Source organism: Pantoea sp. R13S299, assembly GCF_048515925.1.
Lineage (GTDB): Bacteria > Pseudomonadota > Gammaproteobacteria > Enterobacterales > Enterobacteriaceae > Pantoea.
In genome coordinates this window covers 311,762-337,278 of sequence record NZ_JBLYEF010000002.1, presented here as the reverse complement: position 1 = coordinate 337,278, position 25,517 = coordinate 311,762, and the positions used below count along the sequence as shown (strand labels likewise).

General features: G+C 55.5%; 15 protein-coding genes. 11 read left to right on the top strand and 4 right to left on the bottom strand.

Annotated features, from left to right (window positions below):
• The first annotated feature begins 97 nt into the window (after positions 1–97).
• The 3 genes from ACN1CO_RS12500 (at position 98) to ACN1CO_RS12490 (ending at position 3,681) form a co-directional block, all read left to right on the top strand.
• Positions 98–487 (top strand): tautomerase family protein, encoded by a 390-nt coding sequence (locus ACN1CO_RS12500; protein ID WP_419139215.1) that lies wholly within the window; start codon positions 98–100, stop codon positions 485–487.
• 221 nt (positions 488–708) lie between these two features.
• Positions 709–3,000 carry a phosphatidylglycerol--membrane-oligosaccharide glycerophosphotransferase gene (gene opgB, locus ACN1CO_RS12495; protein WP_419139214.1) on the top strand — a complete coding sequence of 764 codons (2,292 nt, stop codon included), beginning with the start codon at positions 709–711 and terminating at the stop codon, positions 2,998–3,000.
• Positions 3,001–3,216: 216 nt separating this feature from the next.
• Positions 3,217–3,681, top strand: coding sequence for a hypothetical protein (locus ACN1CO_RS12490; protein WP_419139213.1), 465 nt, complete (start codon positions 3,217–3,219; stop codon positions 3,679–3,681).
• A gap of 13 nt (positions 3,682–3,694) precedes the next feature.
• Here ACN1CO_RS12490 and ACN1CO_RS12485 read toward each other — a convergent pair whose 3' ends face one another.
• On the bottom strand, positions 3,695–4,408 hold the full coding sequence (locus ACN1CO_RS12485) for a GNAT family N-acetyltransferase (protein ID WP_419139212.1): 714 nt from the start codon (positions 4,406–4,408) through the stop codon (positions 3,695–3,697).
• Positions 4,409–4,508: 100 nt separating this feature from the next.
• Here ACN1CO_RS12485 and ACN1CO_RS12480 point away from each other — a divergent pair, with 100 nt between their 5' ends.
• Positions 4,509–5,957: a PLP-dependent aminotransferase family protein gene (locus ACN1CO_RS12480; protein ID WP_419139211.1), complete on the top strand. Its 1,449-nt coding sequence runs from the start codon at positions 4,509–4,511 to the stop codon at positions 5,955–5,957.
• Positions 5,958–5,962: 5 nt separating this feature from the next.
• Here ACN1CO_RS12480 and ACN1CO_RS12475 read toward each other — a convergent pair whose 3' ends face one another.
• Positions 5,963–7,048, bottom strand: coding sequence for a LacI family DNA-binding transcriptional regulator (locus tag ACN1CO_RS12475; protein WP_419139210.1), 1,086 nt, complete (start codon positions 7,046–7,048; stop codon positions 5,963–5,965).
• A 193-nt stretch (positions 7,049–7,241) separates the two neighbouring features.
• Here ACN1CO_RS12475 and ACN1CO_RS12470 point away from each other — a divergent pair, with 193 nt between their 5' ends.
• The 4 genes from ACN1CO_RS12470 to ACN1CO_RS12455 all read left to right on the top strand — a co-directional run bounded on the left by ACN1CO_RS12470 (position 7,242) and on the right by ACN1CO_RS12455 (position 10,808).
• Positions 7,242–8,054: an ABC transporter substrate-binding protein gene (locus ACN1CO_RS12470; RefSeq protein ID WP_419139209.1), complete on the top strand. Its 813-nt coding sequence runs from the start codon at positions 7,242–7,244 to the stop codon at positions 8,052–8,054.
• Positions 8,055–8,115: 61 nt separating this feature from the next.
• Positions 8,116–8,922: an amino acid ABC transporter permease gene (locus ACN1CO_RS12465; protein WP_283546348.1), complete on the top strand. Its 807-nt coding sequence runs from the start codon at positions 8,116–8,118 to the stop codon at positions 8,920–8,922.
• Entirely contained in the window at positions 8,915–9,676 is a 762-nt protein-coding gene (locus ACN1CO_RS12460; protein ID WP_419139208.1) for an amino acid ABC transporter ATP-binding protein, read from the top strand. The genes ACN1CO_RS12465 and ACN1CO_RS12460 overlap by 8 nt, the downstream gene beginning before the upstream one ends.
• 19 nt (positions 9,677–9,695) lie before the next feature.
• Positions 9,696–10,808: an NAD(P)/FAD-dependent oxidoreductase gene (locus ACN1CO_RS12455; protein WP_419139207.1), complete on the top strand. Its 1,113-nt coding sequence runs from the start codon at positions 9,696–9,698 to the stop codon at positions 10,806–10,808.
• 46 nt (positions 10,809–10,854) lie between these two features.
• Here ACN1CO_RS12455 and ACN1CO_RS12450 read toward each other — a convergent pair whose 3' ends face one another.
• Both ACN1CO_RS12450 and ACN1CO_RS12445 read right to left on the bottom strand, forming a co-directional pair.
• Complete coding sequence (locus ACN1CO_RS12450; protein ID WP_419139206.1) at positions 10,855–11,370, bottom strand: RcnB family protein; 516 nt, start codon at positions 11,368–11,370, stop codon at positions 10,855–10,857.
• Positions 11,371–11,502: 132 nt separating this feature from the next.
• Positions 11,503–12,756: a serine hydrolase domain-containing protein gene (locus ACN1CO_RS12445; protein WP_419139205.1), complete on the bottom strand. Its 1,254-nt coding sequence runs from the start codon at positions 12,754–12,756 to the stop codon at positions 11,503–11,505.
• Between the two features lie 241 nt (positions 12,757–12,997).
• Here ACN1CO_RS12445 and ACN1CO_RS12440 point away from each other — a divergent pair, with 241 nt between their 5' ends.
• From ACN1CO_RS12440 to ACN1CO_RS12430, 3 genes are all read left to right on the top strand, one after another.
• The gene (locus tag ACN1CO_RS12440) at positions 12,998–13,666 is read left to right on the top strand and encodes a YecA family protein (protein ID WP_033781757.1); all 669 of its coding nucleotides are present in this window, start codon (positions 12,998–13,000) and stop codon (positions 13,664–13,666) included.
• A 1,367-nt stretch (positions 13,667–15,033) separates the two neighbouring features.
• On the top strand, positions 15,034–23,916 hold the full coding sequence (locus ACN1CO_RS12435; RefSeq protein WP_419139204.1) for a beta strand repeat-containing protein: 8,883 nt from the start codon (positions 15,034–15,036) through the stop codon (positions 23,914–23,916).
• A gap of 320 nt (positions 23,917–24,236) precedes the next feature.
• Positions 24,237–25,496 (top strand): TolC family outer membrane protein, encoded by a 1,260-nt coding sequence (locus ACN1CO_RS12430; RefSeq protein ID WP_419139203.1) that lies wholly within the window; start codon positions 24,237–24,239, stop codon positions 25,494–25,496.
• The last annotated feature ends 21 nt before the right edge of the window (positions 25,497–25,517 follow it).

Genomic DNA, 25,517 nt, shown 5'->3' with positions numbered 1-25,517 from the left:
TTGTTCACTATAGTGAATAATCATTTCAGGCTACGCGCTTTTTCCCGCCGGATAAAGCCTTCACCATAGGGTCATTAATCACTGTGAGGAACTCGCTATGCCACTGCTGCAATTTGATGTTATTCAGGGTCGTTCAGAATCAGAGCTGCGTACGCTACTGGATGCGGCACACCGTGCCGTGCTTACGGCCTTTGACGTCCCTGAGCGCGATCGCTACCAGATTGTTCAGGAAAACAAGCGTTACCAGATGGTGTTTCAGGATACCGGGCTGGGATTCACCCGCAGCGACAATCTGGTGATGGTGCGGGTCTATACCAGCCCACGCAGCAGCGAACAAAAACAGCGGTTTATGGCGGAGCTGGCGCGGGAGCTGCGCGAGCATTGTGGTGTACAGGGCAACGATTTAATGATCAGCTTTATCACCAACGACAAAGGTGACTGGAGTTTTGCCGACGGCGAAGCACAATACCTCACCGGCAAACTCTGAAAAACGCCCGGACTTCTGCTCTGCTGACGGTGCGCGCCAGCCACCGTCACACCTGATAACCTCCCTTCAGAAATGACAATAAACCAATCTGCTCATCACTGCACAAATCAGTCCGGATATGTTGCAGCAGGATGACAGCCAATATAGATTGTCGAAAAACCATCCCCCGAAGATGGCCGGTTGCGTGAAGCCTCGCGCAACCCTGAAAAGAGGATTTCCCATTGTCCGAATTGGTGTCCGTCGCATTGTTTCTGGCCGCTATTGCTATTTATTCCTGTAAAGCCGGGCGTAACAAATTCTGGTTTGTTGTTGTTCTTATCCTGCTGGTGCTTTTCGTTGTACTAAACGCCACCCTCTTTGCCAGCAACTATTTTACGGGTGACGGCATTAACGATGCGGTGCTCTATACGCTGACCAATAGCCTGACCGGCGCGGGCGTCAGTAAATATGTGGTGCCCGCGATCGGGCTGATCATCGTGCTGTTTCTGCTGTTCTGCCTGCTGTCGTGGATTCTGCGTCGGCGTAAGCGTCCCCATCACATGGGCTGGTCGCTGCTGGCGGCTGCCTGCGCGCTCGGCTCGGTGCAGACCACGCCGGCCTTTCGTCAGGTCGCGACGCTGATTGTGTCGCATACCCAACTGGCGGACTCTGACTTTGACAACTTCTATAGAGTGCCACGTAATCGCATTGAACAGCCGCACCTCAACGTGGTTTACATCTATGGTGAAAGCCTGGAGCGCACTTATTTCGACCCCATCGCCTTTCCCGGTTTGGCGCCCGAGCTGAACCGGCAGAAAGAGCAGAGCATCGACTTCAGCGAAACCGAGCAACTGCCCGGCACCGATTACACCATTGCGGGCATGGTTGCCTCACAGTGCGGCATTCCGCTGTTTGCCCCGTTTGACGGTAATGCGTCGGCGTCGCTCTCCAGCTTCTATCCGCAGAACGTCTGTCTGGGCGACATCCTGAAAAATTCCGGCTACCAGAACTGGTTTATTCAGGGTGCCGATCTGCGCTTTGCCGGTAAAGATGTCTTCCTGAAATCACACGGTTTCGATCCCGAAAATCTATACGGTTCGCAGGAGCTGAAAAGCCGCGTTGCCGATCCTGCTTACCGCAATAACTGGGGCTATTACGATGATACGGTGCTGGATGAAGTCTTTGAGAAGTATCAGGAGCTCTCACAGGCCGGTAAACCTTTTGCACTGTTTACGCTGACCGTCGACACCCATCATCCTGACGGTTTTATCTCGCGCAGCTGCGATCGCAGGAGCTACAGCATTGAGGGCAAACCGAACCAGTCATTCAGTGCGGTTACCTGCTCGCAGGAGCATGTGGCGCGACTGATTGCACGCATAAAAGCGTCACCGTGGTTTAAAAACACCGTGATTTTGGTCAGCTCTGATCATCTGGCGATGAATAACACGGCGCATCCATGGCTGGTCAAACAGCCACGTCGCAATCTGTTCATGGTGATCCGCGGCGATAAACCGCAGGCGGAGCTGATGGAGGCGAAGCGCAGCACGCTGGATAACGGCGCCACGCTGCTGGATATTCTCGGCGGCGACAATGCGATTGGTCTGGGGCGCAGCAGCCTCTCCTCGCTGTCACTCTCCACCCAGTTCGACGATATGAAGAGCAAGGTGACGAGCTGGAAACCCGACATCATTCAGCTGTGGAACTTCCCGAAGAAAATAGACAACTTCACGGTAGATCAGGAAAAGAATACGTTCAGCTTCTCAGGCACCACTTTTAAATTGCCGATCCTGTTTCGTATCAGCGATAAGCATGTGGAGCCGATGCCGGAAGGGGAATATTCGGCCCCGCTGCGCTATCAGCTGGCCGATTTCGCCTCCGCCGATAAATTCCTCTGGGTCGATCGCTGTTTTAAAATGGCGCGACTCTGGCAGCCTTCGCTGGCCCTCTCCGGCGATCTCTGTGTGGCGATGGGGCAGCTCGGCGGTACGCCGTCGGTGACGCATGTCGACAAACCGCAGTGGAAAGGCAAAGTGCAGTTCCCGGACGGCGCCGTCAGCGATGCGCGTTACCAGCAGAATCTGGCGCAAATCCGTATTGAAGATAACAACATTCGCTACAGCGCCGACAGCTTCCGACTCGACGTGCCTGGCGCGCCCGAGAACGTTAAAAGCTACAGTGGCATCTCACGACCAGAGAGCTGGGGACGCTGGTCTAACGCCAATCTCGCACCAGAAGTGCATATCGATTACGTCGATGCGCTGCCCGCGAAGTTCGATCTGGTCATCACCGCGCGCGCGTATGGCCCCAACGCACACCGCGCGATTCCGGTACGGGTCGGCGACCAGCAGCAGCTGCTATCGCTGGGTGAAGAGATATCGACACATACCCTGCATTTCGACAACCCAGGCGCCAGCCATCGTCTGGTGATTGCCCCCCCTGAACCGCAGCTGAGTAACACCGGCAATATCACCGGGCAGGATCCGCGCAAACTGGGCATCGGCATGGTTGAAATTAAAATCGTGCCACAGCCTTAAGACCCGTTTTTTCTTCTCCCGCCTCTGCGGATTACCGCAGAGGCACCTCATCCTGTCCTCGGCCACATGTTGCGAGACAGCTCGCACTCCACTGCACGTTACTTGTTGTACTAATTGATATTTTTCGGCAAAGCGCGCAAAATATAATCGACTGAGTGGTGATACGTTTTTTGCCTGTCATGATGCCGCTATCGCCGAAGTGCACAGGGAGGTGTCGTGATGACAAGCACATTGATGAGTACCCACAAAGCCTTTAAAGCTCTGCAACAGGCAGGGATCGACGATCAGCAAGCGGAGGCGATGGTGGAGGTCTTTAGCGATATGCAGCAGAGGCAGCCAGGCGCACAGGTTGGGAAGCAACTCGGTCAGCTCAGGACGAAAGTCGACCAGATAGACGAACGACTCGGGCATCTCACCATAAAAGTTAATCAGATTGACGAGCGGCTGGGCCATGTGGAAAGAAAAATCGACAAACTGGCCATCCGGTTTTCTCACCTGGAAAACAAGGTGGATAAGATGGAGGTTATGCTCAGTGAAATGAATTTCCGATTAACTGGTGCTGTCGACAGCCTGAGAAATGACGTTGTGACCCTGACCACCGATATGCGCTGGATCAAACGGTTATCCATCCTCATGACCACCACCCTGCTGGCAGCGGTCCTGAAAGATATTTTACTGTGATCCCATCACCCGATCAGGGTCTGTCGCGCAGCGCCTCCAGCTTCTCGCGCTGCTGACCGTCGGCGGTAAAGTTATCCTCCGCCAGCCATCGCTGAAAGCCCTTTTTCACCTGCGGCCATTCGCTATCGATAATCGAGAACCAGCTGGTGTCACGAGAACGTCCTTTGTAAACGATCGCCTGGCGGAAATCCCCTTCATAACGGAAACCCAGGCGAGCCGCGGCCTTACGGGAAGGCGCATTGCAGCTGTCACATTTCCACTCATAACGGCGATAACCCAGCGTTTCAAAAGCGTAACGCATCAGCAGAAAATGCGCTTCCGTCGCCATGCGGGTCTGCTTCAGCCGGGGCGAAAACGTGACATGCCCGACTTCCATCACGCCATGTTCAGGCTGAATGCGCATTAACGACAGGCTACCCACCGCCTGTTCTGTAGCGAGATCGATCACGGCGAAATGCAGTGGGTCGCGACTAGCTTCCAGTTGCTTTGCATAATCCTGAAACGCCTGCCGGTCATCAAATGGCCCCATGAACATGTAAGTCCAGTCACGCCCATCTTCAGCCAGTGACCAGGCTTCATACAGGGCATCGCTATGTCGTGCCGTGCTGTATGGCTCCAGCCGGCACGCTTCGCCGGTGAAAATCTGATGCTGCGGTAAAGGACGGGGTTGCCAGTCTGGTAAAGGCTGACCGACCGGCTGACCGTATTGATTCAGGTGTTGTGACATATCGCCTCCCGGCTGCAGATGATATCCGCAGATTGCCACTATCATGGTGGGTTAAAAAGTACCACAATCATTAAAAATGATAGATCCACGGGAGCAGACGATGAAGCCAGAGATCCCCCCTTTGCTGCTGGCGCCATTGATACCCGCCGCCGGGACAACGCTGCAGCAGCAACTTTATCAGCGGATAAAGCAGAGCATTTTGCAGGGTCAGCTTGTTGCCGGTGCGATGTTACCGGCTACACGGCAGCTGGCTCTTGAGCTACAGGTTTCGCGGAATACTGTGCTTAACGTCTGGACCCAGCTGCAGGCTGAGGGATATCTGATGAGCGATCGGCAAGGCAGCCGCGTCAGCTCACTGGCTTTGCCTGTCGGGCCACCGGATGACGACTCGTTAGCCAGCTGGCCGCTGGCAAAACGGATTGAGGGCTTTCACCAAAGCCAGTGGATCGACACCGGCTCATTGCCCCTGCGACCTGGCATACCCGCCCTGAACCATTTCCCGATGGCGGCATGGCGCCGGGCGCTGAGTCAGGTGATGAGCCACACGCCACCGCAGTTGCTCGGCTATGGCGATCCGTTTGGCGAAGCAGAGTTGCGTACCGTACTGGCGCAACAGTTGCGTATCACCCGCGGTGTCCGTTGTGACCCCGGACAGATTGTGATTACTGAAGGTGTGCAGCAGGCACTTACGCTGTGCGTCGCCCTGCTGAGTAATCCGGGCGATCATGGCTGGATTGAAGAACCAGGCTATCGCAATGCCAAAGCGGCTCTGCAGGCCGGAGAGCTTAACATTGTCCCGATCCCCACCGATGACCAGGGAATGGCCCCTGAGCCGCAGCACTGGGAACAGGCTCCGCCCCGTCTGATTTATACAACGCCCACCCATCAGTATCCCACCGGCGTCGTCATGAGCGCGGCCCGGCGTCTGGCGCTGATTGCCGCCGCACAGCAGCACCAGGCCTGGATTATTGAAGATGATTATGATGGCGACTTCCATTACCACGGCGAGCCCATTATGGCGATGCAGGGCACGACCGATAATGCCCCAGTTATCTATCTCGGTTCATTCAGCAAGACTCTGTTCCCTGCGCTCCGTATCGGTTTTATGGTGCTGCCCGCGCCGCTGGTCAGGCGTCTGCGACCGGCACTGCATCAGATCCTGCGCGGCGGAAACCGTCCGGAGCAGCAGGCACTGACCCGTTTTATTCTCAGTGGTGATTATCGCCGCCATCTGGGCAAAATGCGTCGTCTCTATCGTCAGCGACAGGCACTGCTGCGAACTGAACTGCAGCGCGCTGCGGGTCAGGCGATTCCGCTGCTGGGTGGTGACAGCGGTATGCATCTGGTGCTGCCACTCGATCCCCATCGGGATGACGTCGCTATCACCCGCAAACTACTCCAGGCGGGCTACGCGCCCACGGCACTCTCGACCTTCTATCTGAGCGAACCGGTGCAGCAGGGGCTGGTTATTGGATATGGTAACTGCAGCGACACGCAAATGACCGCAGCTACACGCCAGCTAAGTCGGTTACTTGGCTGGCCCGGATAACGTGATCATTCCGCGCTGATGAGGCTGGCCGGTGCGGCAACCGACTGGCGGATCATCAGACGGGCATCAAAGCGCGGCATCGGCCCGACGGCCTCGCCGCGTATCTCCGCAATCAGGCGTCGCGCCGCTTCACGACCCATCTCATATACCGGTTGCGCCACCACCGTCAGCGGCGGCGTGACAATCTCACTCCACGGGAAATTGTCATACATCACAAATGAGAGATCGGCAGGGATTCTCAGTCCGCGCTGCGTCACCTCGCGCAGCAGCCACATCGCGACCACGCTGTCAGAGGCCACCAGCGCCGTGGGCGGCTGCGGACGCTGCCACAGCTCGGCCACGATACGGGCGATTTCCGCTTCATCCAGCGCATTCACTTTCACCAGCGTTGGATCAAATTCCACATCTGCGGCAGCAAAGGCCTGCATCATGCCGCCAACGCGCTGGGCGACTGGCGTCAGGCCAAAATCGCCTGGCGTGCTGTAATCGGTTGCCAGTGCCATGCTGGTGATATAGGCGATATGACGGTGGCCTGCCTCCAGTAACCGTGCGGTCGCTTCTGCGGCAACATCCGTAAATTCGCAGCAGATAGCTTCCACATCAAGGTCAGTCACGGCGCGATCAAACAATTTCAGCGCTCTGCCCTCCTCCAGTACCTGAGTCAGGTGACGGTTGAGAGGGTGATCTGAACAGCAGGGCGCAACGATAATGCCGTCAACCCGCTTTTCCAGCATCACGCGCACCGCATCCTGCTCAGCCTGCAGCTTTTCATCGCTGTTACTGAGCAGCAGGTGGTAACCGGCCGAGCGCGCCACATCGGCCATGCCGCGCAGCGCCAGGCCAAAGTGGGGATTTTCGATATCGCCGACAATCACCCCAATGGTATTGGAGCGCCCGGTGTTCATGCTGCGCGCCAGGGCATTCAGACGATAGCCCAGCCCGGAGGCCGCGCTGTTGACCCGCTCCTGCACCTCATCACTGACCGCCCCATAGCCTCCCAGCGCGCGCGCCGCCTGAGCTTTAGAGACTTTTGCTGCGCGTGCTACATCCGCCACGGTGGGCGCTTTCGATTGCCGTTTCTGACTCGTCATAATTATTTTGAATCACAGGTTAATGACAGGAATATTGACGCCGAAAAAAGGCTGTGCTTAAACTCATTGTAACCCCTTGAGACCGGTCTCACAATACCCACGTCTTAAGGTGCCACCTGTGTTGAGACCGGTCTCAATTATAATCGCTGGCTCAACAGTCTCTGATGTTTAAACCTGCAAAAACGGATGAGCTATGAAATCGCAAACCACCCTGGGCAAACTGCTCGGCACCACGCTCGCACTCTGTTCACTTTCGTTCTGTACGCTGGCTGCCAGCAATAACAATCCTTATGGGCTGATCGAACCCGGCCAGCTACGCGTCGCCAGCGTCGGCGACTCCAAACCCTATACCTTCACGGATGCCAGCGGTCAGTTCACCGGCTTCGACGTCGAATTCTTCAGAGATGTCGCCCACCGAATCGGAATTGATAAGGTCGATTTTATTGGACAGGACTTCTCAGCCATCATGCCAGCCGTGGCCAACGGTCAGTATGACGCGGCAGTAGCGGCTATCGGCATCACCCCGGCGCGGGAAAAGACGGTCGACTTTTCGACCGGCTATCTGGCGGGATTTCTCACCGTTCTCACCCGCTCTGACAGCGGCGTGAAGGATGTCGCCAGCCTGGCAAAACGCCGGCTTGGCGTCGTTCAGGGCACGCTACAGGAGAGCTATGCCGTCGAACATTTCCCCCAGACCGATCTGGTGCGCTTCCCGGATAACAACAGCGCCGTCTCCGCGCTGAACAACGGCACGCTCGACGCTATCTTCCTCGACTACGAGGCGGCCAAAAGCTACGCCGAACGCTTCAAACTGGTCTCTGCCGCCGACATCCCCTCGTTTGATGCACCGGCTGGCATTGCCATTGCTAAAGGTAAGCCCGCCTTCAAGGCCGCGCTGGACAAGGCCATCAAAGCCGCCATGCAGGATGGCACCTGGAAACGACTTTATGAGAAGTGGTTCCCCGGATCGCCGATGCCAAAACAGTATCTGCCTGGCGGCCAGTAAAGAGGCGGACGTTCGCGTCCTGAGTTAACCGGGGGAAACCCCGCCCTGAATGGAGACGGCGATGGACTTGCTCACGATTCTTTCCCGCACCTTCTTTGATTTTCCATCCATGATGGAAGTGCTGCCGCAGATGCTGACCACCGGGCTGGTCAATACGGTCATTATCTCGCTGGCGGCAACGCTGCTCGGCACGCTGTTCGGGCTGCTGCTGGCGCTGATGGGCATCTCACCCTCACGCTGGATTCGGCTGCCTGCCCGGCTCTATACCGATCTGTTTCGCGGTCTGCCCTCTATCCTGACCATTCTTCTGATTGGTCAGGGCCTGGCGCGATTCAGCTATCAGCTGTTCGGTCCGACGCCCTACCCGCTGGGGATCTTCGCTCTTAGCCTGATCGCCAGCGCCTATATGGGCGAGATTTTCCGCGCGGGGATTCAGAGTGTGGAACGCGGCCAGATGGAAGCCTGCCGCGCGCTGGGGATGAGTTATGGCCGGGCAATGCGACTGGTGGTGATCCCGCAGGGGATCCGCCGCGTGCTGCCCGCCATCGTTAACCAGTTCATCGCCATCATCAAAGATTCCTCGCTGGTCTACCTGCTGGGCCTGATGACCCAGCAGCGGGAGCTGTTCCGCGTGGGTCAGGATGCGGCGGTACTCACCGGTAACCTCTCGCCCCTGATGCTGGCCGGGCTGTTCTATCTCATCATCACCGTGCCGCTGACGCACATGGTCAACTATGTCGATGTACGTTATCGCACCGGCCGCCGTCGCCTGACGGCTCCGCAAAGTGGCTTAAAAGAGGTGGATGAAGTCAGGCAGCCCAGCGTCGCACTGGTCACACATCCCCGCATCGGAGGCAACCATGAATAACCTGAACCGCAACCCTGCCGCAACCTGGCATGGTGCCAGCCTGGAGCTGCGCGATCTGACGCTGGCCTATGGCCCGATTGAGGTGCTGCGTAAAGTCTCGCTGCGGGTCGCGCCTGGCAGTACCACCTGCATCATCGGGCCATCCGGCTCGGGTAAATCGACGCTGCTGCGCGGCATTAACCGCCTGCATGAGCCGCAATCCGGGGATGTTTTACTGGCTGACCGATCCGTGCTGCACGACAAACCTGATGCGCTGCGACTGCGCATTGGCATGGTGTTTCAGCACTTCAATCTCTTCCCCGATCACAGCGCGCTGGAGAATGTGGCGCTGGCCCCGTGGCGGGTCAAAGGCCTGCCGAAATCGCAGGCGATGGCAATTGCGCGTCAGCGGCTGGAAGAGGTCGGGCTGGGTCAGCGCGCGGACCACCGGCCACGCGATCTCTCCGGCGGCCAGCAGCAGCGTGTCGCGATTGCCCGTGCGCTGGCGATGGATCCCGAAGTCATGCTGTTTGATGAGGCGACCTCTGCTCTCGATCCCGAACTGGTGAAGGGTGTCCTGACGCTGATGGCGGATCTCTGTCGTCGCGGCATGACGATGGTGGTGGTGACACATGAAATGGGCTTTGCGCGCAAAGTGGCGGATCAGGTGGTGTTTATGGACGAAGGCGAAATTGTTGAAGCCGGACCGCCTGGCGCCATTTTTGATGCGCCGCAGTCACCGCGACTGCAACGTTTTCTCTCTGAAGTGCTGTAACTGAGTAAGGAACCTGATAATGGCAGTAAAAAATGAAATGAAAGTCGTGGTACTGGGCGGTGGCATCATCGGCGTCTCAACGGCGCTGGAGCTGACCAAACGCGGTGCCGCAGTCACGCTGGTGACCGAAACCGCGCTCTGTTCCGGGGCATCGGGACGTTCGCTGTCATGGCTTAACTCAGCGGGTGAACGCTCCCGGCCCTATCACGCCCTGCGCATGGCGGGCATCGATCGCTATCGCACCCTGTTTGCTCAGCATCCTGACCTCGACTGGCTGCGTTTTGATGGCGGGGTCTGCTGGTTTAAAGACGATGAGGCCGGAACCCAGGCGCGGCATGCTTATGAGAAAGCACACGGTTACGACTCACAGCTCATGACCGCGGATACCGTGGCGCAGGCAGATGCAGCCATCGATCCCGCTGCGCTGCCGTCACAGGCGATATTTAATCCCGGTGAAGGCTGGGTCAGCCTGCCGCACCTGACAGAGCATCTGGTGAATCAGTTCCGGGCGCGCGGCGGTGAAGTGATAGAACACGCCGGTAAAGCCAGTGTGATCACCGAGCATGGCCGGGCCTGCGGCATCCACAGTGAGCTGGGCGAACTGCGGGCAGATGTGGTGGTGGTCGCCTGCGGCCCCTGGACGCCGGATGTGGTTGCGCCATTGGGCGTGACGATCCCCAACGGATCGCCCGTCTCCATGCTGGTGATCACGGAGCCGGGCAGACATGAACTCAAAGCGGTGCTGAACACGCCCCGCGCCGCTATCCGGCCCAACCCCGGCAACCGTTACGCCCTGGATCATGACTGGTACGAGGAAGACATCCAGCCGCTGGCCGGAGGCGATTACCATATCGATAAGCAGATCGTGGCAAAGCTGGCGGACGAAGCGAGCAAGCTATTACGTGGCAGCGAGTCGCTCAGCGTCCAGAGCTGGAAAATTGGCCTGAAGCCGATTCCCGGTGATGGCGATCCGGTGCTGGGCCAACTGCAGAAGGTGCCGGGCTGTTATGTAGCGTTCACACATTCGGGCGCAACGCTGGCGCTGATTGTCGGGGAATTACTGGCGGAGGAGATCGTAAGCGGTGAGAAGCATCCGATGCTGGCAAGCTTTGGTGCGGAGCGTTTCAGCTAAAAAAAAGCCGGTCATTACGACCGGCTGATTTTATTTAGCCACGGAATCAGCCACGGAAGAAGATATCGCCCGATTTACCCATGACGATTTTGCCGGTGTCATTGGTAATCAGAATGTAGTTGGCGTTGATATAGGCCCAGTGGGTATCTGCCTGCGGAGCGGGCAGATTACGCTTTTGCCACTCAGTGATGGTGTACGTTTTATCGGTGTACTTCTCTGGCACGATGTCACCGATTTTGTACTCTTTGTAGTCGATGATGATGGTGCTGAGTTCATAATTAGGGCGCGAGCCGTTGGACGGTGCCGGGGAAGTCGGCGTCGTCGGCGTAATGCCATCATTAGATTGTGAGCTGGTCTGTGGCTGGTTTTGCGCGGCACCGGCGTCAGGCTGAACGCTGCCGGTATCAGGCGTAGCGGGCTGGGCACCAGGATTAGCGGGCTGAATCTGCGGCGGTGGCGGAACGGTATCCGTTGCTTCGCCAGCGGCCTGTACACCGGGGATCAGGCTCAGCGAGCCAACCAGTAATCCCATTGATAAAAGTACACGTTGAGTCCTGCGCATAATGATTTCCACGTTGAATTTTGACAGTCAGGCTAAAGACAATTTTTATCGCACTTCAGTTCCGGTGTGCTGACGCTATGTGTAAGGAAAAACAGCGCTATTCACTTTACTGCACACAGCTCAGGTTACGGATCACTGTGGGACCACTTTATCCTGAGTTGCCAGATCGACCAACAACGCAATGCCTAAATAGTTGCTCCAGTTAAAGCCGTTCTGCAACACCACAATCGCATTGCCGTGACGTTTATCGTAGCCGATAAAACTGGCGTAGCCGCCAATATAACCCACCTGATAGGTGATCTGCTGCCCTTCGATGGTGTCGGTAACCCAGGCGATATTCTGCGCCTGCCCACCCTGCTGATACCAGGGCCGGTTTACCGCCGCAAAAGCCCGATCCCGCGCCGTATCACCGGTGGTATTGAGGTGCGCACGCAGATAAGCACTCAGATCGCGCGCATTACTGTAAAGACTGGCCGCGGCCACCATGTTGCCGTGAAAATGCCAGTCTGGTGTCAGCGTACCACGGTGAATAAATTTCGGCTGATCGCCAGCATGGCCGAGGGCACGCAGCGGATAACCCGGCAGCGTTTCCGGCTCAAAACTGCTCTGATTCATCTTTAACGGCGTAAAGATCAGCTGTGACGCGAGTGTCTGAATGTCCTGATGAAAACGGGTGCGCACGATAAAGCCGAGCAGCGCATAGCCGAGGTTGGAGTAGTGTGGCAGGCGTACCGCAGGCACTGTGAAATCCGCCAGATAACTCAGCAGTTTGTCGCTGTCGAGATTGCCATAGAAGTTTTCGCCCGTGTCCAGATAACCAACGAACTGCAGCAGCATCGGCAAATCCATATCCTGACGCGGCAGACCCGAGGTATGCGTCACCAGCTGCAGCAACGTGATGCGCCGCGCGTCAGCACTTAGAGGAACATCTTTTGGCAGCAGATCCGCCAGGGTATCGCTCCAGCGCAACTTGCCCTGATCCACCAACTGGATGATCACTTCTGCCGTCACGCCTTTACTCAGCGAGCCCAGCGCAAACAGGGTATCGGGTGTGATCGGATAGCGATGCACCCGGTCGGTGACGCCGAAAGGATAATAGCGTGTCGGGCCGCCGCGATGGATCACCGCAATGCTGATGCCGGGAACCTGCTTCTGCTGCATGTAGTGCTGCACGATGTCATCGACATTTTCGTGAAAGGTGGCGTGCGTCAGATAAACGCGCTCACCCACCGGCGCGGAGGTTTGCGACAGGGTACCGCAGCCTGCCAGCAGGAAGATCACGGCGGGTATGCATCGCGTTGTTAATCTGCTCATCCACTTGCTGGCAGTAGACCTCCGTGTGAAGTAAGCGGCTACAGCCCGGCTGCTGGAAAATCCATTTTTCATTTAATAATCATTAGGTTAATTTTAATTAATACGCAGCAGGCTCGATATAGCGCAAAAATGTACCATAAAGTGCTGCAGGCTATCGCATGCACAATGGGGGCAAAGTGGTGTTAAACGCGGTTTAGCCACTGCGTGTCGCCAGAAGATGGTTAGCTGTGCTATGGCCCGCAAGGGTGTACACTGCTGCGGTTTTAAGGCTCAACGCCGCGCTGAAATTTTGAAATGCCCGGGAGGCAACCGCATGAAAGAAGGCCCACTGTCCGAAAAAGAGCTGCAATGGCTGGAAGATATGCTGGAAAAATATGGCAGCGAAGCGTCAATTATTGATGTCTCTGAGCTGGATGGTCTGCTGACGGCCGTTCTCTCCGGTCCCGTTACCGTTGAGCCAAGCCAGTGGCTGGTTGCCCTGTGGGGGGGTGAGAAGCAGATTCCAAAATGGAGCAACGAGCGTGAAATGACGCGCTTTATGTCGCTCTGCTTCCAGCATATGAATGATGTGGCTGATCGCTTATCTGAATTCCCGGAGCAGTTTGAACCGCTGTTTGGCATCCGCGAGATGGAAGGTCTGGAATTTACCGTGGTGGAAGAGTGGTGCTTCGGCTACATGCGCGGTGTCGCGCTGACCGACTGGTCTGCCCTGCCTGCGGATCTGCAGCCTGCTCTGGACGCTATCGCCCTGCATGGTGTGGAAGAGAACCTCGAAAAGATCGATGCCATGACGCCGGACGAGATGGAAGCCAGTATTGAGGCGATCCGCCCTGCTGCGCTGGCGCTGCATGATCACTGGATCTCCCAGCCGGAAGCCATTCCTGTGCCACAGAAGCCTGTCTCGGCAGAGAAACTGCCCGGCCGCAACGATCCCTGCCCGTGCGGCAGCGGCAAAAAATATAAGCAGTGCTGCCTGCATTGATTGACTGATTAGCCCCATCACCTGCCGGGTGTTATCGCTGGCCGGCAGGTCTCGCCAGATTATCTATCCGTTACTTTCCCCGATTAGGCAGTGCATGCCCTGAACAACAACAGACTTATCGCTAAGGTAAGCGCGATTTTAACCGTCTGTAATAAGCACCATTCCCGATTAGGAATAAAAGTTAATAGACTTTCACGCTACGTAGTTAAAAAAGGGAAATGTTGTGTTTAAAAATCCATCATTAACTTCACATTGGATATAGCCTGTACGGGTTTAACAATCCCTATAAGCTTTGATAAATACACACCTTTATTTTAACAACAGTTATAAAATTGCAATCTACAGCTGTTATCAATTAGCTTATTTTGAAAAGTGCATTTAATGCTAAATATGAAAGAGTGTTATTTATTGCCATATAATAATGCACGATTACTTTTTGTTAAAATAACATTAACTGCAATGGTATCTCCTGCGTTTAACTTTATAAAAAAAATAGTCAATCATGCCGAAAAAATATCCACAACCCGATGATATTATTAATTATTTTTAAAAAACAAAAATAAGCAAAAATCATTTTCCGCTTATCAAAGCTTATTAAAGCTTATTAAAGCTTATTAAATATATTTACACAAGATTGACAAAAAATCCCTGCAAGTAATGTCTGATTAGTTATTTTTCGGAATTTAAAATCATAAAAAATCCATAATAACTAATTTTATCCTGCCTAATCACTTCAATTTAGTTTTCTTATCTACAGCATGTGGATCAGGGTGTGTAAATTCCCTTTCATCATTTTATTTGTAAGAATGCAGGTTAACGTTAATGAACTAACTAAATCATCCCTCTCTCTATCAGACAGAAGTGATGAAAGTGATAAACACTTATCTATCCACCCGGACAAGTGTTTAGCCATGAAACAGGATAAAACCTTGCCATGGAAATAGATAACCAACCCTATAGCAGAGCTTAGAAAAAACCGGTCAGCATTATTAAACAGAGTGTCAAATCACACTGATTATTAAGCGTTAAGATAAAAAATATATTTTAGTGATTTTTATTACACCGCGTTATCGGGCCATAACTCACTGCCATCTGGAGGTTAAGTCACTGTTCTAAATTTTTTTATCAACATAACACAGCAGCATCTGGCTATTTTTTAATCGCCAGATTCATTTCAACACTATTGGTGAAAAATGAAAATACAATTAATTATTAAAGACACGCAGGGCAATGTTATTGCTAAACATGCTTTACAACCTGGAAAGTCGCTGGCATTAGAGTCCATGCCACAAGCTGCGTCCTATGAAGTTCACAGTGTTGATGGGCAGCCTCCCCAGAAGATCATTGCGTCAAAAGCTAATGGCCAGATGAAATTTAAGCTGGTGGATGATGTCACGGGTGAGCAGTATGACATCGTCCTGCAAAACGTCAGCGCAGAAGAAATGCCAGTCATGACAGCCTCTGGTTCGGACGGTGTGATCTACGCGTATGACTATGATGCGACTAATAGCGTATATGAACTTGTTTCGACCTCGACCGATCCCCTTATCGCGGACAATGTCTATGTAGCGGGTGGTGTTTTAGGTGGTCTGGCTGCATTGATTGGTGTGGCTGCAGCGTCAAACTCTGGTGGCAGTGGGGGTTCAAGAAATAACAACTCTGTAGCAGCGAATGAAGACAACGCTGCAGCAACCAGTGAAGACAATAGTGCTGCCAGCGTTATTCCTGCCACAACGCCATCTCTCGTCGACGACGCCGGTAACCCGGTGGCGGACGGATCGGCTACCAGCGACAGCACGCCGACCATCAGCGGCGGCGGCATGCAGCCCGGCTCCACCGTGGTGATCTCCGACGGCGACACCGACCTCGGCACCGCCACCGTCGACGCCGACGGCAACTGGACCTTCACGCCTGACGCCCCGCTGGACGACGGCGAGCACGCGCTGGTCGTTGACGGCACCGACGCGAACGGCAACGCCAGCAGCAGCACCGTCGACGTCATCATCGACACCAGCGAAACCGTGCCGGGCATGACCGACGACGCCGGTAACCCGGTGGCGGACGGATCAGCCACCAGCGACAGCACGCCGACCATTAACGGCGGCGGCATGCAGCCCGGCTCCACCGTGGTCATCACCGACGGCGACACCGACCTCGGCACCGCCACCGTCGACGCGGACGGTAACTGGACCTTCACGCCGGATGCGCAGCTGGCTGACGGCGAGCACGCGCTGGTCATTGACGGCACCGACGCGAACGGTAACGCGGTGAACGACACCGTGAACGTGACCGTCGACACCAGCGCCACCGTGCCGGGCCTGACCGACGACGCCGGTAATCCGGTCGCCGACGGCAGCAGCACCAGCGACAGCACCCCGACCATAAGCGGCGGCGGCATGGAACCGGGATCCACCGTGACCGTCTCGGACGGCGATGCTGAAATCGGCACCGCCACCGTCGACGCCGACGGCAACTGGACCTTCACGCCGGACGCCCCGCTGGACGACGGCGAGCACGCGCTCGTAATCGACGGTACCGATGCGAACGGTAACGCGGTGAACGACACCGTGAACGTCACCGTCGACACCAGCGCCACCGTGCCGGGCCTGACCGACGACGCCGGTAACCCGGTGGCGGACGGATCTGCCACCAGCGACAGCACGCCGACCATTAACGGCGGCGGCATGCAGCCCGGCTCCACCGTGACCGTCTCGGACGGCGACACCGACCTCGGCACCGCCACCGTCGATGCGGACGGCAACTGGACCTTCACGCCTGACGCCCCGCTGGCTGACGGCGAGCACGCCCTTGTGATCGACGGCACCGACGCGAACGGTAACGCGGTGAACGACACCGTGAACGTGACCGTCGACACCAGCGCCACCGTGCCGGGCCTGACCGACGACGCCGGCAACCCGATAGCCGACGGCAGCACCACCAGCGACAGCACCCCGACCCTCAGCGGCGGCGGCATGCAGCCGGGCTCCACCGTGGTCATCACCGACGGCAGCACGCCGATCGGCGAAGCTACCGTGGACGCCGACGGCAACTGGACGTTTACGCCAGATACTGCGCTGGACGATGGTGAACATACGCTTATCACTGGTGGTATTGATGCCAGCGGCAACAACGTCAGCAATTCTGTAGACGTCATCATCGACACCAGCGCCACCGCGCCGGTCATGACCGACGACGCCGGTAACCCGGTCGCTGACGGCAGCACTACCAGCGACAGCACCCCGACCCTCAACGGCGGCGGCATGGAGCCCGGCTCCACCGTGACCGTCTCGGACGGCGACGCTGAAATCGGCACCGCCACCGTCGATGCGGACGGCAACTGGACCTTTACGCCGGATGCAGCACTGGCCGACGGCGATCACGCGCTGGTCATTGACGGTACCAATGCCAGCGGTAACGCGGTGAACGACACCGTGAATATCACCGTTGACACCAGCGCCACCGTCCCGGGCCTGACCGACGACGCCGGTAATCCGGTCGCCGACGGTGCGACCACCAGCGACAGCACCCCGACCATCGGCGGCGGCGGCATGGAGCCGGGCTCCACCGTGACCGTCTCTGACGGCGACACCAACCTCGGCACCGCCACCGTCGACGCAGACGGCAACTGGACGTTTACGCCGGATGCAGCACTGGCCGACGGCGAGCACACGCTCGTGATCGACGGCACCGATACTCACGGTAACGCGGTAAATGACACCGTCAATGTGACGGTCGACACCAGCGCCACCGTACCGGGGCTGACCGACGATGCCGGTAATCCGGTTGCCGACGGCGCGACCACCAGCGACAGCACCCCAACCATCAGCGGCGGCGGCATGAAGCCGGGCTCCACCGTGACTGTGTCAGACGGCGACGCCGAAATCGGCACCGCCACCGTGGACGCGGACGGCAACTGGACCTTCACGCCGGATGCAGCATTGGCCGACGGCGAACACGCGCTGGTCATTGACGGCACCGATGCCAGCGGTAACGCCATGAACGACAACGTGAACGTGACCGTCGACACCAGCGCCACCGTGCCGGGCATGACCGACAACGCTGGCAATCCGATCGCTGACGGCGCAACCACCAGCGACAGCACCCCGACCCTCAGCGGCGGCGGCATGCAGCCGGGATCCACCGTGACTGTCTCCGACGGCGACGCCGAAATCGGCACCGCTACCGTGGACGCCGACGGTAACTGGACATTTACACCTGATACCGCGCTGGCCGATGGCGAGCACGCCCTGGTTATCGACGGTACAGACGCCAGCGGTAACCATGTCAATGACACCATTAATGTCGTGGTGCAAACCGCGCCGTCTATGGAAATCGTTGATGATAACGGTACCGCTATTCTGGATGGCGACACCATCAGTGACAGTACTCCAATGTTCAACGGTAAAAACTTTGAACCTGGAACCACGATTGTCATCGCAGACGGCGATACCACGCTGACCACTGTGACTGTAGGCGCAGATGGCAGCTGGACCTTCACACCAACCGCTGGATTGGTTGACGGTGCGCATGCCATCGAGGTCACCGTTACTGATCCACAGGGTGTCAGTGCCAGCGGAATCTTCAATGTGACAGTTGATACAACACCGCCGGAAGGCATTGATATCTCTACGGTCACGATGGTCGATAACGACGGTGCAACCATCACCGCGGCCGGTATCACAGCAGATAATACGCCAACCTTCAGTGGTACTGCGCTGGAGCCGGGAGCGACCGTGATTATTCGCGATGGTGAAACCGTATTGGGTGAAACCACGGTCAGCGAAGATGGCAGCTGGTCCTTTACGCCTTCAACCTCGCTTAACGATGGTGAACATCAGTTCACATTCGAAGTCACCGATGCAGTCGGCAACAGCAGCGGCGTATCTGAAGCGCTGGACCTGTCAATCTCCGCAACTAAAGGTATCAACACGGGTGTTGTGGTTACCGATGATGCCGGCAATGTGATTGTGAATGGTGAAGCCATTAACGACAGCACACCGACATTTAGCGGCCAGGATCAGACGCCAGGATTCACAGTCACCATCGCCGATGGTGAAACTGTGCTGGGCAGTGTCGTGGTTGCTGAAGATGGAAGCTGGAGCTTTACGCCTGATACCGCGCTGGCTGACGGTGACCATGCATTAATCGTGACCGTAACGGATGCGGAAGGAAACACCCGCACCGACACCGTTAACGTCGTGGTCGACACCATTGCGCCAGAGATCATTGATCTGGCCGCAGTGGTCGTCTCTGATGATGCTGGCAATGCATTAGCCGCTGGCAGCGCGATCAGTGACACCACGCCGACCTTCAGTGCCTCAGGACTGGAAGCAGGCACCATCGTTATCGTTCGCGATAATGATGTGATACTGGGTGAAGCTCAGGTTGCAGATGACGGCAGCTGGTCATTCACGCCGTCTGAAGCTCTGACTGATGGTGATCACAGCTTTACGTTTGAGGCAGTCGATGCTGCAGGTAACAGCAGCGGTGAATCTGAGGCTGTCAGCTATGTCGTGGACTCTGTTGCACCTGAAGGCGTGGACATTACTACCGTGGTCATCACGGATGAAGTGGGTGCGGCTATCGATACAGCAGAAATCCAGAGCGACAGCAAACTCACCTTCAGCGGCAGCGATCTTGAGCCTGGTGCCACGGTCACGATGTACGACAAAGGCCAGGTTGTCGGTGAAACCACCGTCGCCGAAGATGGCAGCTGGACTTTCACCGCCACTGACGGATTGTATGATGGCAGCCATGAAGTGACCTTTACTGTCACAGACGCGGCAGGCAACAGCAGCGATCCATCCGGCACGCTGGATCTGAATGTGCAGGGCATCATTCTAACGGCATCCGATAATGTCAGCTCTGGTGCCGCGGTAGGATTTACCTATCCAATTGATGTTAATGCGGATTTGGGAACCTTACTGGAGGACGGTGGGTTAATTGCGTTCAACAATAAGATCGTCAGTGATCCGATTGTGGTCGCAGACGGCACCATTATCGATCTTGATGTAACAGCGACCTCTTCTGCCTTCGTTAACGTCGCCAGTAACTCAACACTGGTGTTGCAGAAGTATGACTCGTCAACCAGCACCTGGGTTACCGTGTCTGAAGAGAACAGCAGAAACCTGTTTGGTCTGTTTGGACTGGGCGCATCGACTTCCACCATCACGCTAACCGGGCTGACTGCTGGCCAGTATCAGCTGGTTTACACCACCAGCGGTATTAACGTCGGCGTAAGCTTTAATCTGGACGCCTCTAAAACCGTCTATACGCTGGCTGAACAGGGCACACCGACCGACTACACCACAGCAACCGGCAATGTGATAACAGACGTCGACAGCGTTTATGGTGCAGATGGTATTCCGCACAGTGCCTATACCTCTGTGAGCGCGGCGAGCGTAACCCACAGTGATGGCACCGTGACCTCTGTCACGCTGGATGCCACCACCAAAACCGCCACGCTGGTCGGTCAGTATGGCACGCTGGTCATCAACGCTGATGGCAGCTATGTCTATAACCCGATCTCATCAATGGACAGCATCGGTAAGGTGGATTCGTTTACCTATACCATTACTGACTCTGCGACGGGTCTGAGCTCATCCGCCCAGATTCACGTACAGATTGGTACAACAAACGAAGCACTGGATCTGAGCTGGGATGCTACCGATCCTGATGCGACAGCATTGACCGACATTGCTTCCAGTAATGATGCCAACGCCCAGGTCACGGTAGCTTATGAGACATCCAGCGCTAGCACGACAGCAATGAATGTGGTGGCGGGCGGAGCGGAACACTACAGTTCGACCTTCTCGCTGACGGGCGTCAACGATGTGGTCACCGGTTCGCTGACGTTAACCACCGAATGGGGATTATTTGGCAACAATTTTACTACACCATTGAACATCACCTATTCAGTGCAAATGCAGAACAGTGATGGTACATGGACTACGGTAAAAACTCAGACAGCCGTAGTAGCAGCCGGACAGCACAACGATGAAGTTATCCAGAACGTGGATATGTCAACGCTGATGACAGACCTGGGTAAAGGGACTTACCGCGTGGCGGTATCCACTACCGGCGCGACAAACGTGGTGACACTCGATATGTCAGTAGAGACTGTCAGTACCACAGATTACGTGATCGTCGCGAATGAAGGGGTAAGCGGTAACTTCCTGACCGATGAGGGTAGCGATGGTGCGGTTGATAAACTCAGCTCAATCTACACCCGAATTTACGCGAAGCAAGGTGACAGCAGCGCTACCCTGGCAGTTGATGACAGCTTTACCTGGGTTACCGAAAGCGGTGTCACTATTGAGGGACAGTACGGCACTCTGGTGATGTATAACAACGGAGCTTATACCTACACCCCTAGCTCAACGACGCTGCCAGCGGGCTCTGAGGATGTGTTTACCTATGCGCTGAAAGGTGCCAATGGTGAAGTCGTTGCCGCTACCATCACCATTCATCTTGGCGTTGGTGTTGCTGGCTACAGCCGTGGCCCACTGGTGTTCCATGGCACAGAAGCGAATGACATTTTCGACATTTACGATACCCAATTCGTCTCTGTAGAGGGCGGCAACGGTAATGATACGCTGGCCTGGCGCGGCGGCGGTGAGCTGGTACTAAGCAGCATCGCTGCGAAGGTCAATGACGTTGAGTCAATCAGCCTTGCGACAACCGACATCGCAGATAATCTGGTCATTGATGCCCAAAGCGTGCTGGATGTCACCAATGCTAACAATACGCTGTATATCAAGGGAGCCGCTGGCGACAGCGTGACGCTGGAAGGCACCTGGATCAACAGTGGTACGGTAATCGTCGACAGCATCACTTACACGCACTACAGCAGCACCACAGCTGCCGGTACGGTAGTCGATATCTACGTGCAGCAGGGGGTTAATCTCTCTTCAGCCACCTATACGGATAGCCAGAATGGGACGGAATATACCGTTACCGCTGCGCAGGATGTAACAGGTACGGCAAGCGACGATATCTTCAACGTGAGCGATACCAGCTTTACCCACATTGATGGTGGTGAAGGTCTGGATACGCTGGTGTGGAGCGGTACGGGCACACTCACACTCAGCGATCTGCAGTCGAAAATCAGTAACATTGAAGAGATCGAGCTGGTTAATGACAGTGCAGTGAATAATCTGGTGGTCACCGCGCAAAACGTGGCGGACATCACCGATGCTGATAACACGCTGTTTGTTAAAGGTGGCATCACAGACACACTGACACTCTCTGGTAGCTGGACGCTGTCAGGCAGTGAAGTGGTCAACAATGTGGATTACGTTCATTACGTGGGTACCACCGCTGATGGTCAGACGGTGAACCTCTACGTTGATCGCGACATGAAACTGAGCAGCACCGAAACCGCGTCTGAAAACAATGCGGCCGACGTAACGGGCGATGTTGCCCTGCTCAGCGACAGCGTGGCGCAGAGCACCACGATGAACACCGCAACCAGCAGCTTTACCAGTGAGAGCTTCACGGTTAACAGCATCAGCGATCTGCAGGAGATTAACGTCAGCGTGACCGGGACGTCGATCAATGCCAGCAACACAGTTTCGGTGAACTGGTCGTTGCAGGTTTACAACGAGCAGACGCTGCGCTGGGACAACGTGACCACCGGCACACAGGCGATCACCAGCGGCAGTCCGCTGAATGTCTCGCTGGAGGGTCAGAATGCGGGAACCTACCGCATCGTGGTCGACAGCACGCAGTCCGGACATCCTGGCTTCCTGTGGTCTACCAGCTATGACGCGCTCACCGTGAAAGTGGCAGTGAACATCGTCAGCACCACCGACTATAAAGTCAGCACCAGTTCCAGCGTCAATGGTTCGGTCTTTACCAGCGACAGCACCAGTGACAGTTCGCTGGTAGTGACGTCGATAACGGCGGGTATTGTGACCGGTGCCGCAAGCTATACGTTGGTTGCCGCTGCAGGAACCACTATCGCGGGAACTTACGGCACGCTGACGATTAAGAACGATGGCAGCTATAGCTACACACTGAATAGCGACTCGGTGATCAAACTGACCGGCAGTGAAGATTCATTCACCTATGTTCTGGCGGATGGAAGCACCAAAAATCTGGTGATTACGCTGGGTGTCTCCGTGGATGGCTCTGAAGGTGGCGCGCTGATCTTTGCCGGTACCGTTGGCGATGACAGCTTCACCGTTCACGACACTCAGTTCACCTCGGTGGACGGGAAGTCGGGTCAGGATACGCTGGTCTGGAATGGCACAGGCGAGCTGAATGTCAGTGAGATTGCGGACAAAGTGAACAATATCGAAATCATCGATCTGCAGGATAACGCCCAGGCAACGGCGCTGCTGATTGGTGCCGATGATATTGAGAAAATCACGGATGCCAACAATGTGCTGTATGTCAGGGGTGGCAGCAATGACTCCCTTTCACTGCAGGGCGTGTGGGCTGTTAACGGCGTGGAAACGCTGAATAACATCACCTACACCCTCTACACCAGCACGGCGCTGGATGGCACGGCAATAAAACTCTATGTTCAGCAGGGTCTGCAATTCAACGAAGTGACAGAGCATCTTGCCGGTTCCATCGAGGATGTCTCCGCCGATCTGACCGTGGTATCGGTGAGCCAGAACGGTGAAACCACCGCGATCACTGACGATGCGGTGAGCTTCAAAGGTGCCTACGGCACGCTGGTTATCGATGAAGCGGGTCACTACAGCTACGTGGTGGATGATGCGTATGCGCACAGCGGCAACACTGACACCTTCACCTATGCCCTGTCAGACGGCAGCAATGCTTCTCTGAGCTTTAACCTGGGCGTTGATGTTGATGGCAGTGCGGGCGGCGAGATCACCTTCACCGGTACCAGCGGTGCAGATGTTTTCGAAGTCTATGACACCGATTTCACCTCTATCAATGGTGCCGATGGTAACGATACGCTGGCCTGGCATGGCACTGGAACGCTGAATCTCAGTGATATCTCGGCCAGGGTCAACAATATCGAAACCATCGACCTGATGACGGATGCCGGAAAAGACAATCTGGTCGTAAGTGCAGAAAGTCTGCTGAAGGTAACTGATAACGATAATACGTTATATGTCAGAGGGGAAAATGGCGACACGGTGACGCTGAATGGTAACTGGGAGCAGGCGGACGGAATAGTGGCAAATGGGGTTAACTATAACCACTACACCAGTTCTGCAGCCGATGGCTCCGTGGTACAGTTATATATTGAAGACGATGTAACCATCGGATAATTAATATCCGCATTAAAAGCAGGCTGGGTTATTTATACCAGCCTGCTTCTTTCCCGCGCCTTAAACCGCCCTTTTATGACGGAGATATATTTAATTATCTAAACATCATGAAAAAAATTATTATCATTTTGCACTGTGTTCTTATTACCCAATATTCTTTTGCTGCAGATCAAAAACTTTTTTCAGGCAGCGAACCCACCGTTAATGAAGCACCGGCAGGTTTCTGGGGCGTATTTTCTAAAACGCCGGATCCCGGAACCTTACCTGCGGGCGGATCTGCCCTGGCAGACAAATTACAAATTAATCCGGCAGAAATTGAAATGCAGCCTGCGGAGTCGAACGGGGCTGAAAGCTTTCCGGCTGACTGGCAGGCGGCTATCCAACTGGCGGTGAATCATCATCCCTCCATCAGCAGCAGCATTGCGACGCTGGAGTCATCAGGATTCACCATTGATGCTGCAAAAGCGGGCTATCTGCCCTCTATAAAAGCGGGCATCACAACCGGTCGACAGCAGGATGAAGGCAGCGGCCATATCGCCACCGTCGGCCTCTCTCAGATGCTTTACGACTTTGGTAAAACCGGCAGCGCGGTCGATCAGGCCAGCGCGAAATATCTGCGCCAGCAGGCTACTGTTCTGATGCAAATCGACACCATTATCGAACAAACCGCACTGGCGCTGAATGACGTTTATCGCTCAACGCAGCTGCTTGATAACTCAAAGAAAGAGGTGAAAGCCCTGCGGGATATCCTGGCACTGACGCAAATGCGTGCCGATGCCGGTGCCAGCACACGGGTGGATCCGGTTCAGGCGCAGGCGCGTGTTGAAGCCGCCCAGGCAGAACAACTGGATCTGGAAATCAAACTCCAGCAGCAGAAATACCATCTGCAATCATTGCTGGGACAGTCGATTGCCGAAAAGAAAATATCCGCGCCGATCTCGCTGCTGCCGCTGATTGAGCGTCAGAACGCCCGGATCGATTTAAACCGTAACCCGACTATTTTAGTCGCCCAGGCCGATGCCGCCGTGGCACTGGCCGAGTTACGTAACTACAAAGCGCAGCGCTATCCCACTTTATTGCTTGAAGCCAACACCAATAAATATATCGGCGACATTGCGGATTATCAGCGCCATAGCCAGTACCAGAACGTTTATCTTTCCGTTAACAGTACGCTTTATCAGGGCGGCGCATTAGTGGCGCAGGAAAGTGCCAGTGCCAGAGCGCTGGAAGCGGCCAGAACCTCCATAGCCAGTAAAAAACTGGAGATCAGCGATCAGCAACGAAATTATTTCCAGAGCGTAAAGGGATTACAAAAAAATATCAGCCTGCTGACGCGCCGCATGAAAACCATTATGGAGACCCGCTCCCTTTATCGTGAGCAATATTTATCACTGGGTAACCGAAACGTACTCGACTTACTTAACGCCGAACAGGAAATAAGTCGTGCTCAGCAGGATTTAATTAATGCCCGCTGCGACCTCTGGGCCTCCTCGGTTAATTATCTGGTAGTAACCGGTATGGCACGCGAAGCGTTTGATTTAAATAATAAGGTCATTCAGGGACTGCGCATTGCGCCGTAATTCTGTCAGCAATTAAGAGAA

What these genes read in the sequence shown, in the direction of transcription:
- ACN1CO_RS12500 (WP_419139215.1), top strand. Translation starts at nt 98, where the DNA reads ATGCCACTGCTGCAATTTGATGTTATTCAGGGTCGTTCAGAATCAGAG.
- ACN1CO_RS12485 (WP_419139212.1), bottom strand. Translation starts at nt 4,408, where the DNA reads ATGTCACAACACCTGAATCAATACGGTCAGCCGGTCGGTCAGCCTTTA.
- ACN1CO_RS12480 (WP_419139211.1), top strand. Translation starts at nt 4,509, where the DNA reads ATGAAGCCAGAGATCCCCCCTTTGCTGCTGGCGCCATTGATACCCGCC.
- ACN1CO_RS12475 (WP_419139210.1), bottom strand. Translation starts at nt 7,048, where the DNA reads ATGACGAGTCAGAAACGGCAATCGAAAGCGCCCACCGTGGCGGATGTA.
- ACN1CO_RS12470 (WP_419139209.1), top strand. Translation starts at nt 7,242, where the DNA reads ATGAAATCGCAAACCACCCTGGGCAAACTGCTCGGCACCACGCTCGCA.
- ACN1CO_RS12465 (WP_283546348.1), top strand. Translation starts at nt 8,116, where the DNA reads ATGGACTTGCTCACGATTCTTTCCCGCACCTTCTTTGATTTTCCATCC.
- ACN1CO_RS12460 (WP_419139208.1), top strand. Translation starts at nt 8,915, where the DNA reads ATGAATAACCTGAACCGCAACCCTGCCGCAACCTGGCATGGTGCCAGC.
- ACN1CO_RS12455 (WP_419139207.1), top strand. Translation starts at nt 9,696, where the DNA reads ATGGCAGTAAAAAATGAAATGAAAGTCGTGGTACTGGGCGGTGGCATC.
- ACN1CO_RS12450 (WP_419139206.1), bottom strand. Translation starts at nt 11,370, where the DNA reads ATGCGCAGGACTCAACGTGTACTTTTATCAATGGGATTACTGGTTGGC.
- ACN1CO_RS12445 (WP_419139205.1), bottom strand. Translation starts at nt 12,756, where the DNA reads ATGAAAAATGGATTTTCCAGCAGCCGGGCTGTAGCCGCTTACTTCACA.
- ACN1CO_RS12440 (WP_033781757.1), top strand. Translation starts at nt 12,998, where the DNA reads ATGAAAGAAGGCCCACTGTCCGAAAAAGAGCTGCAATGGCTGGAAGAT.
- ACN1CO_RS12435 (WP_419139204.1), top strand. Translation starts at nt 15,034, where the DNA reads ATGAAATTTAAGCTGGTGGATGATGTCACGGGTGAGCAGTATGACATC.
- ACN1CO_RS12430 (WP_419139203.1), top strand. Translation starts at nt 24,237, where the DNA reads ATGCAGCCTGCGGAGTCGAACGGGGCTGAAAGCTTTCCGGCTGACTGG.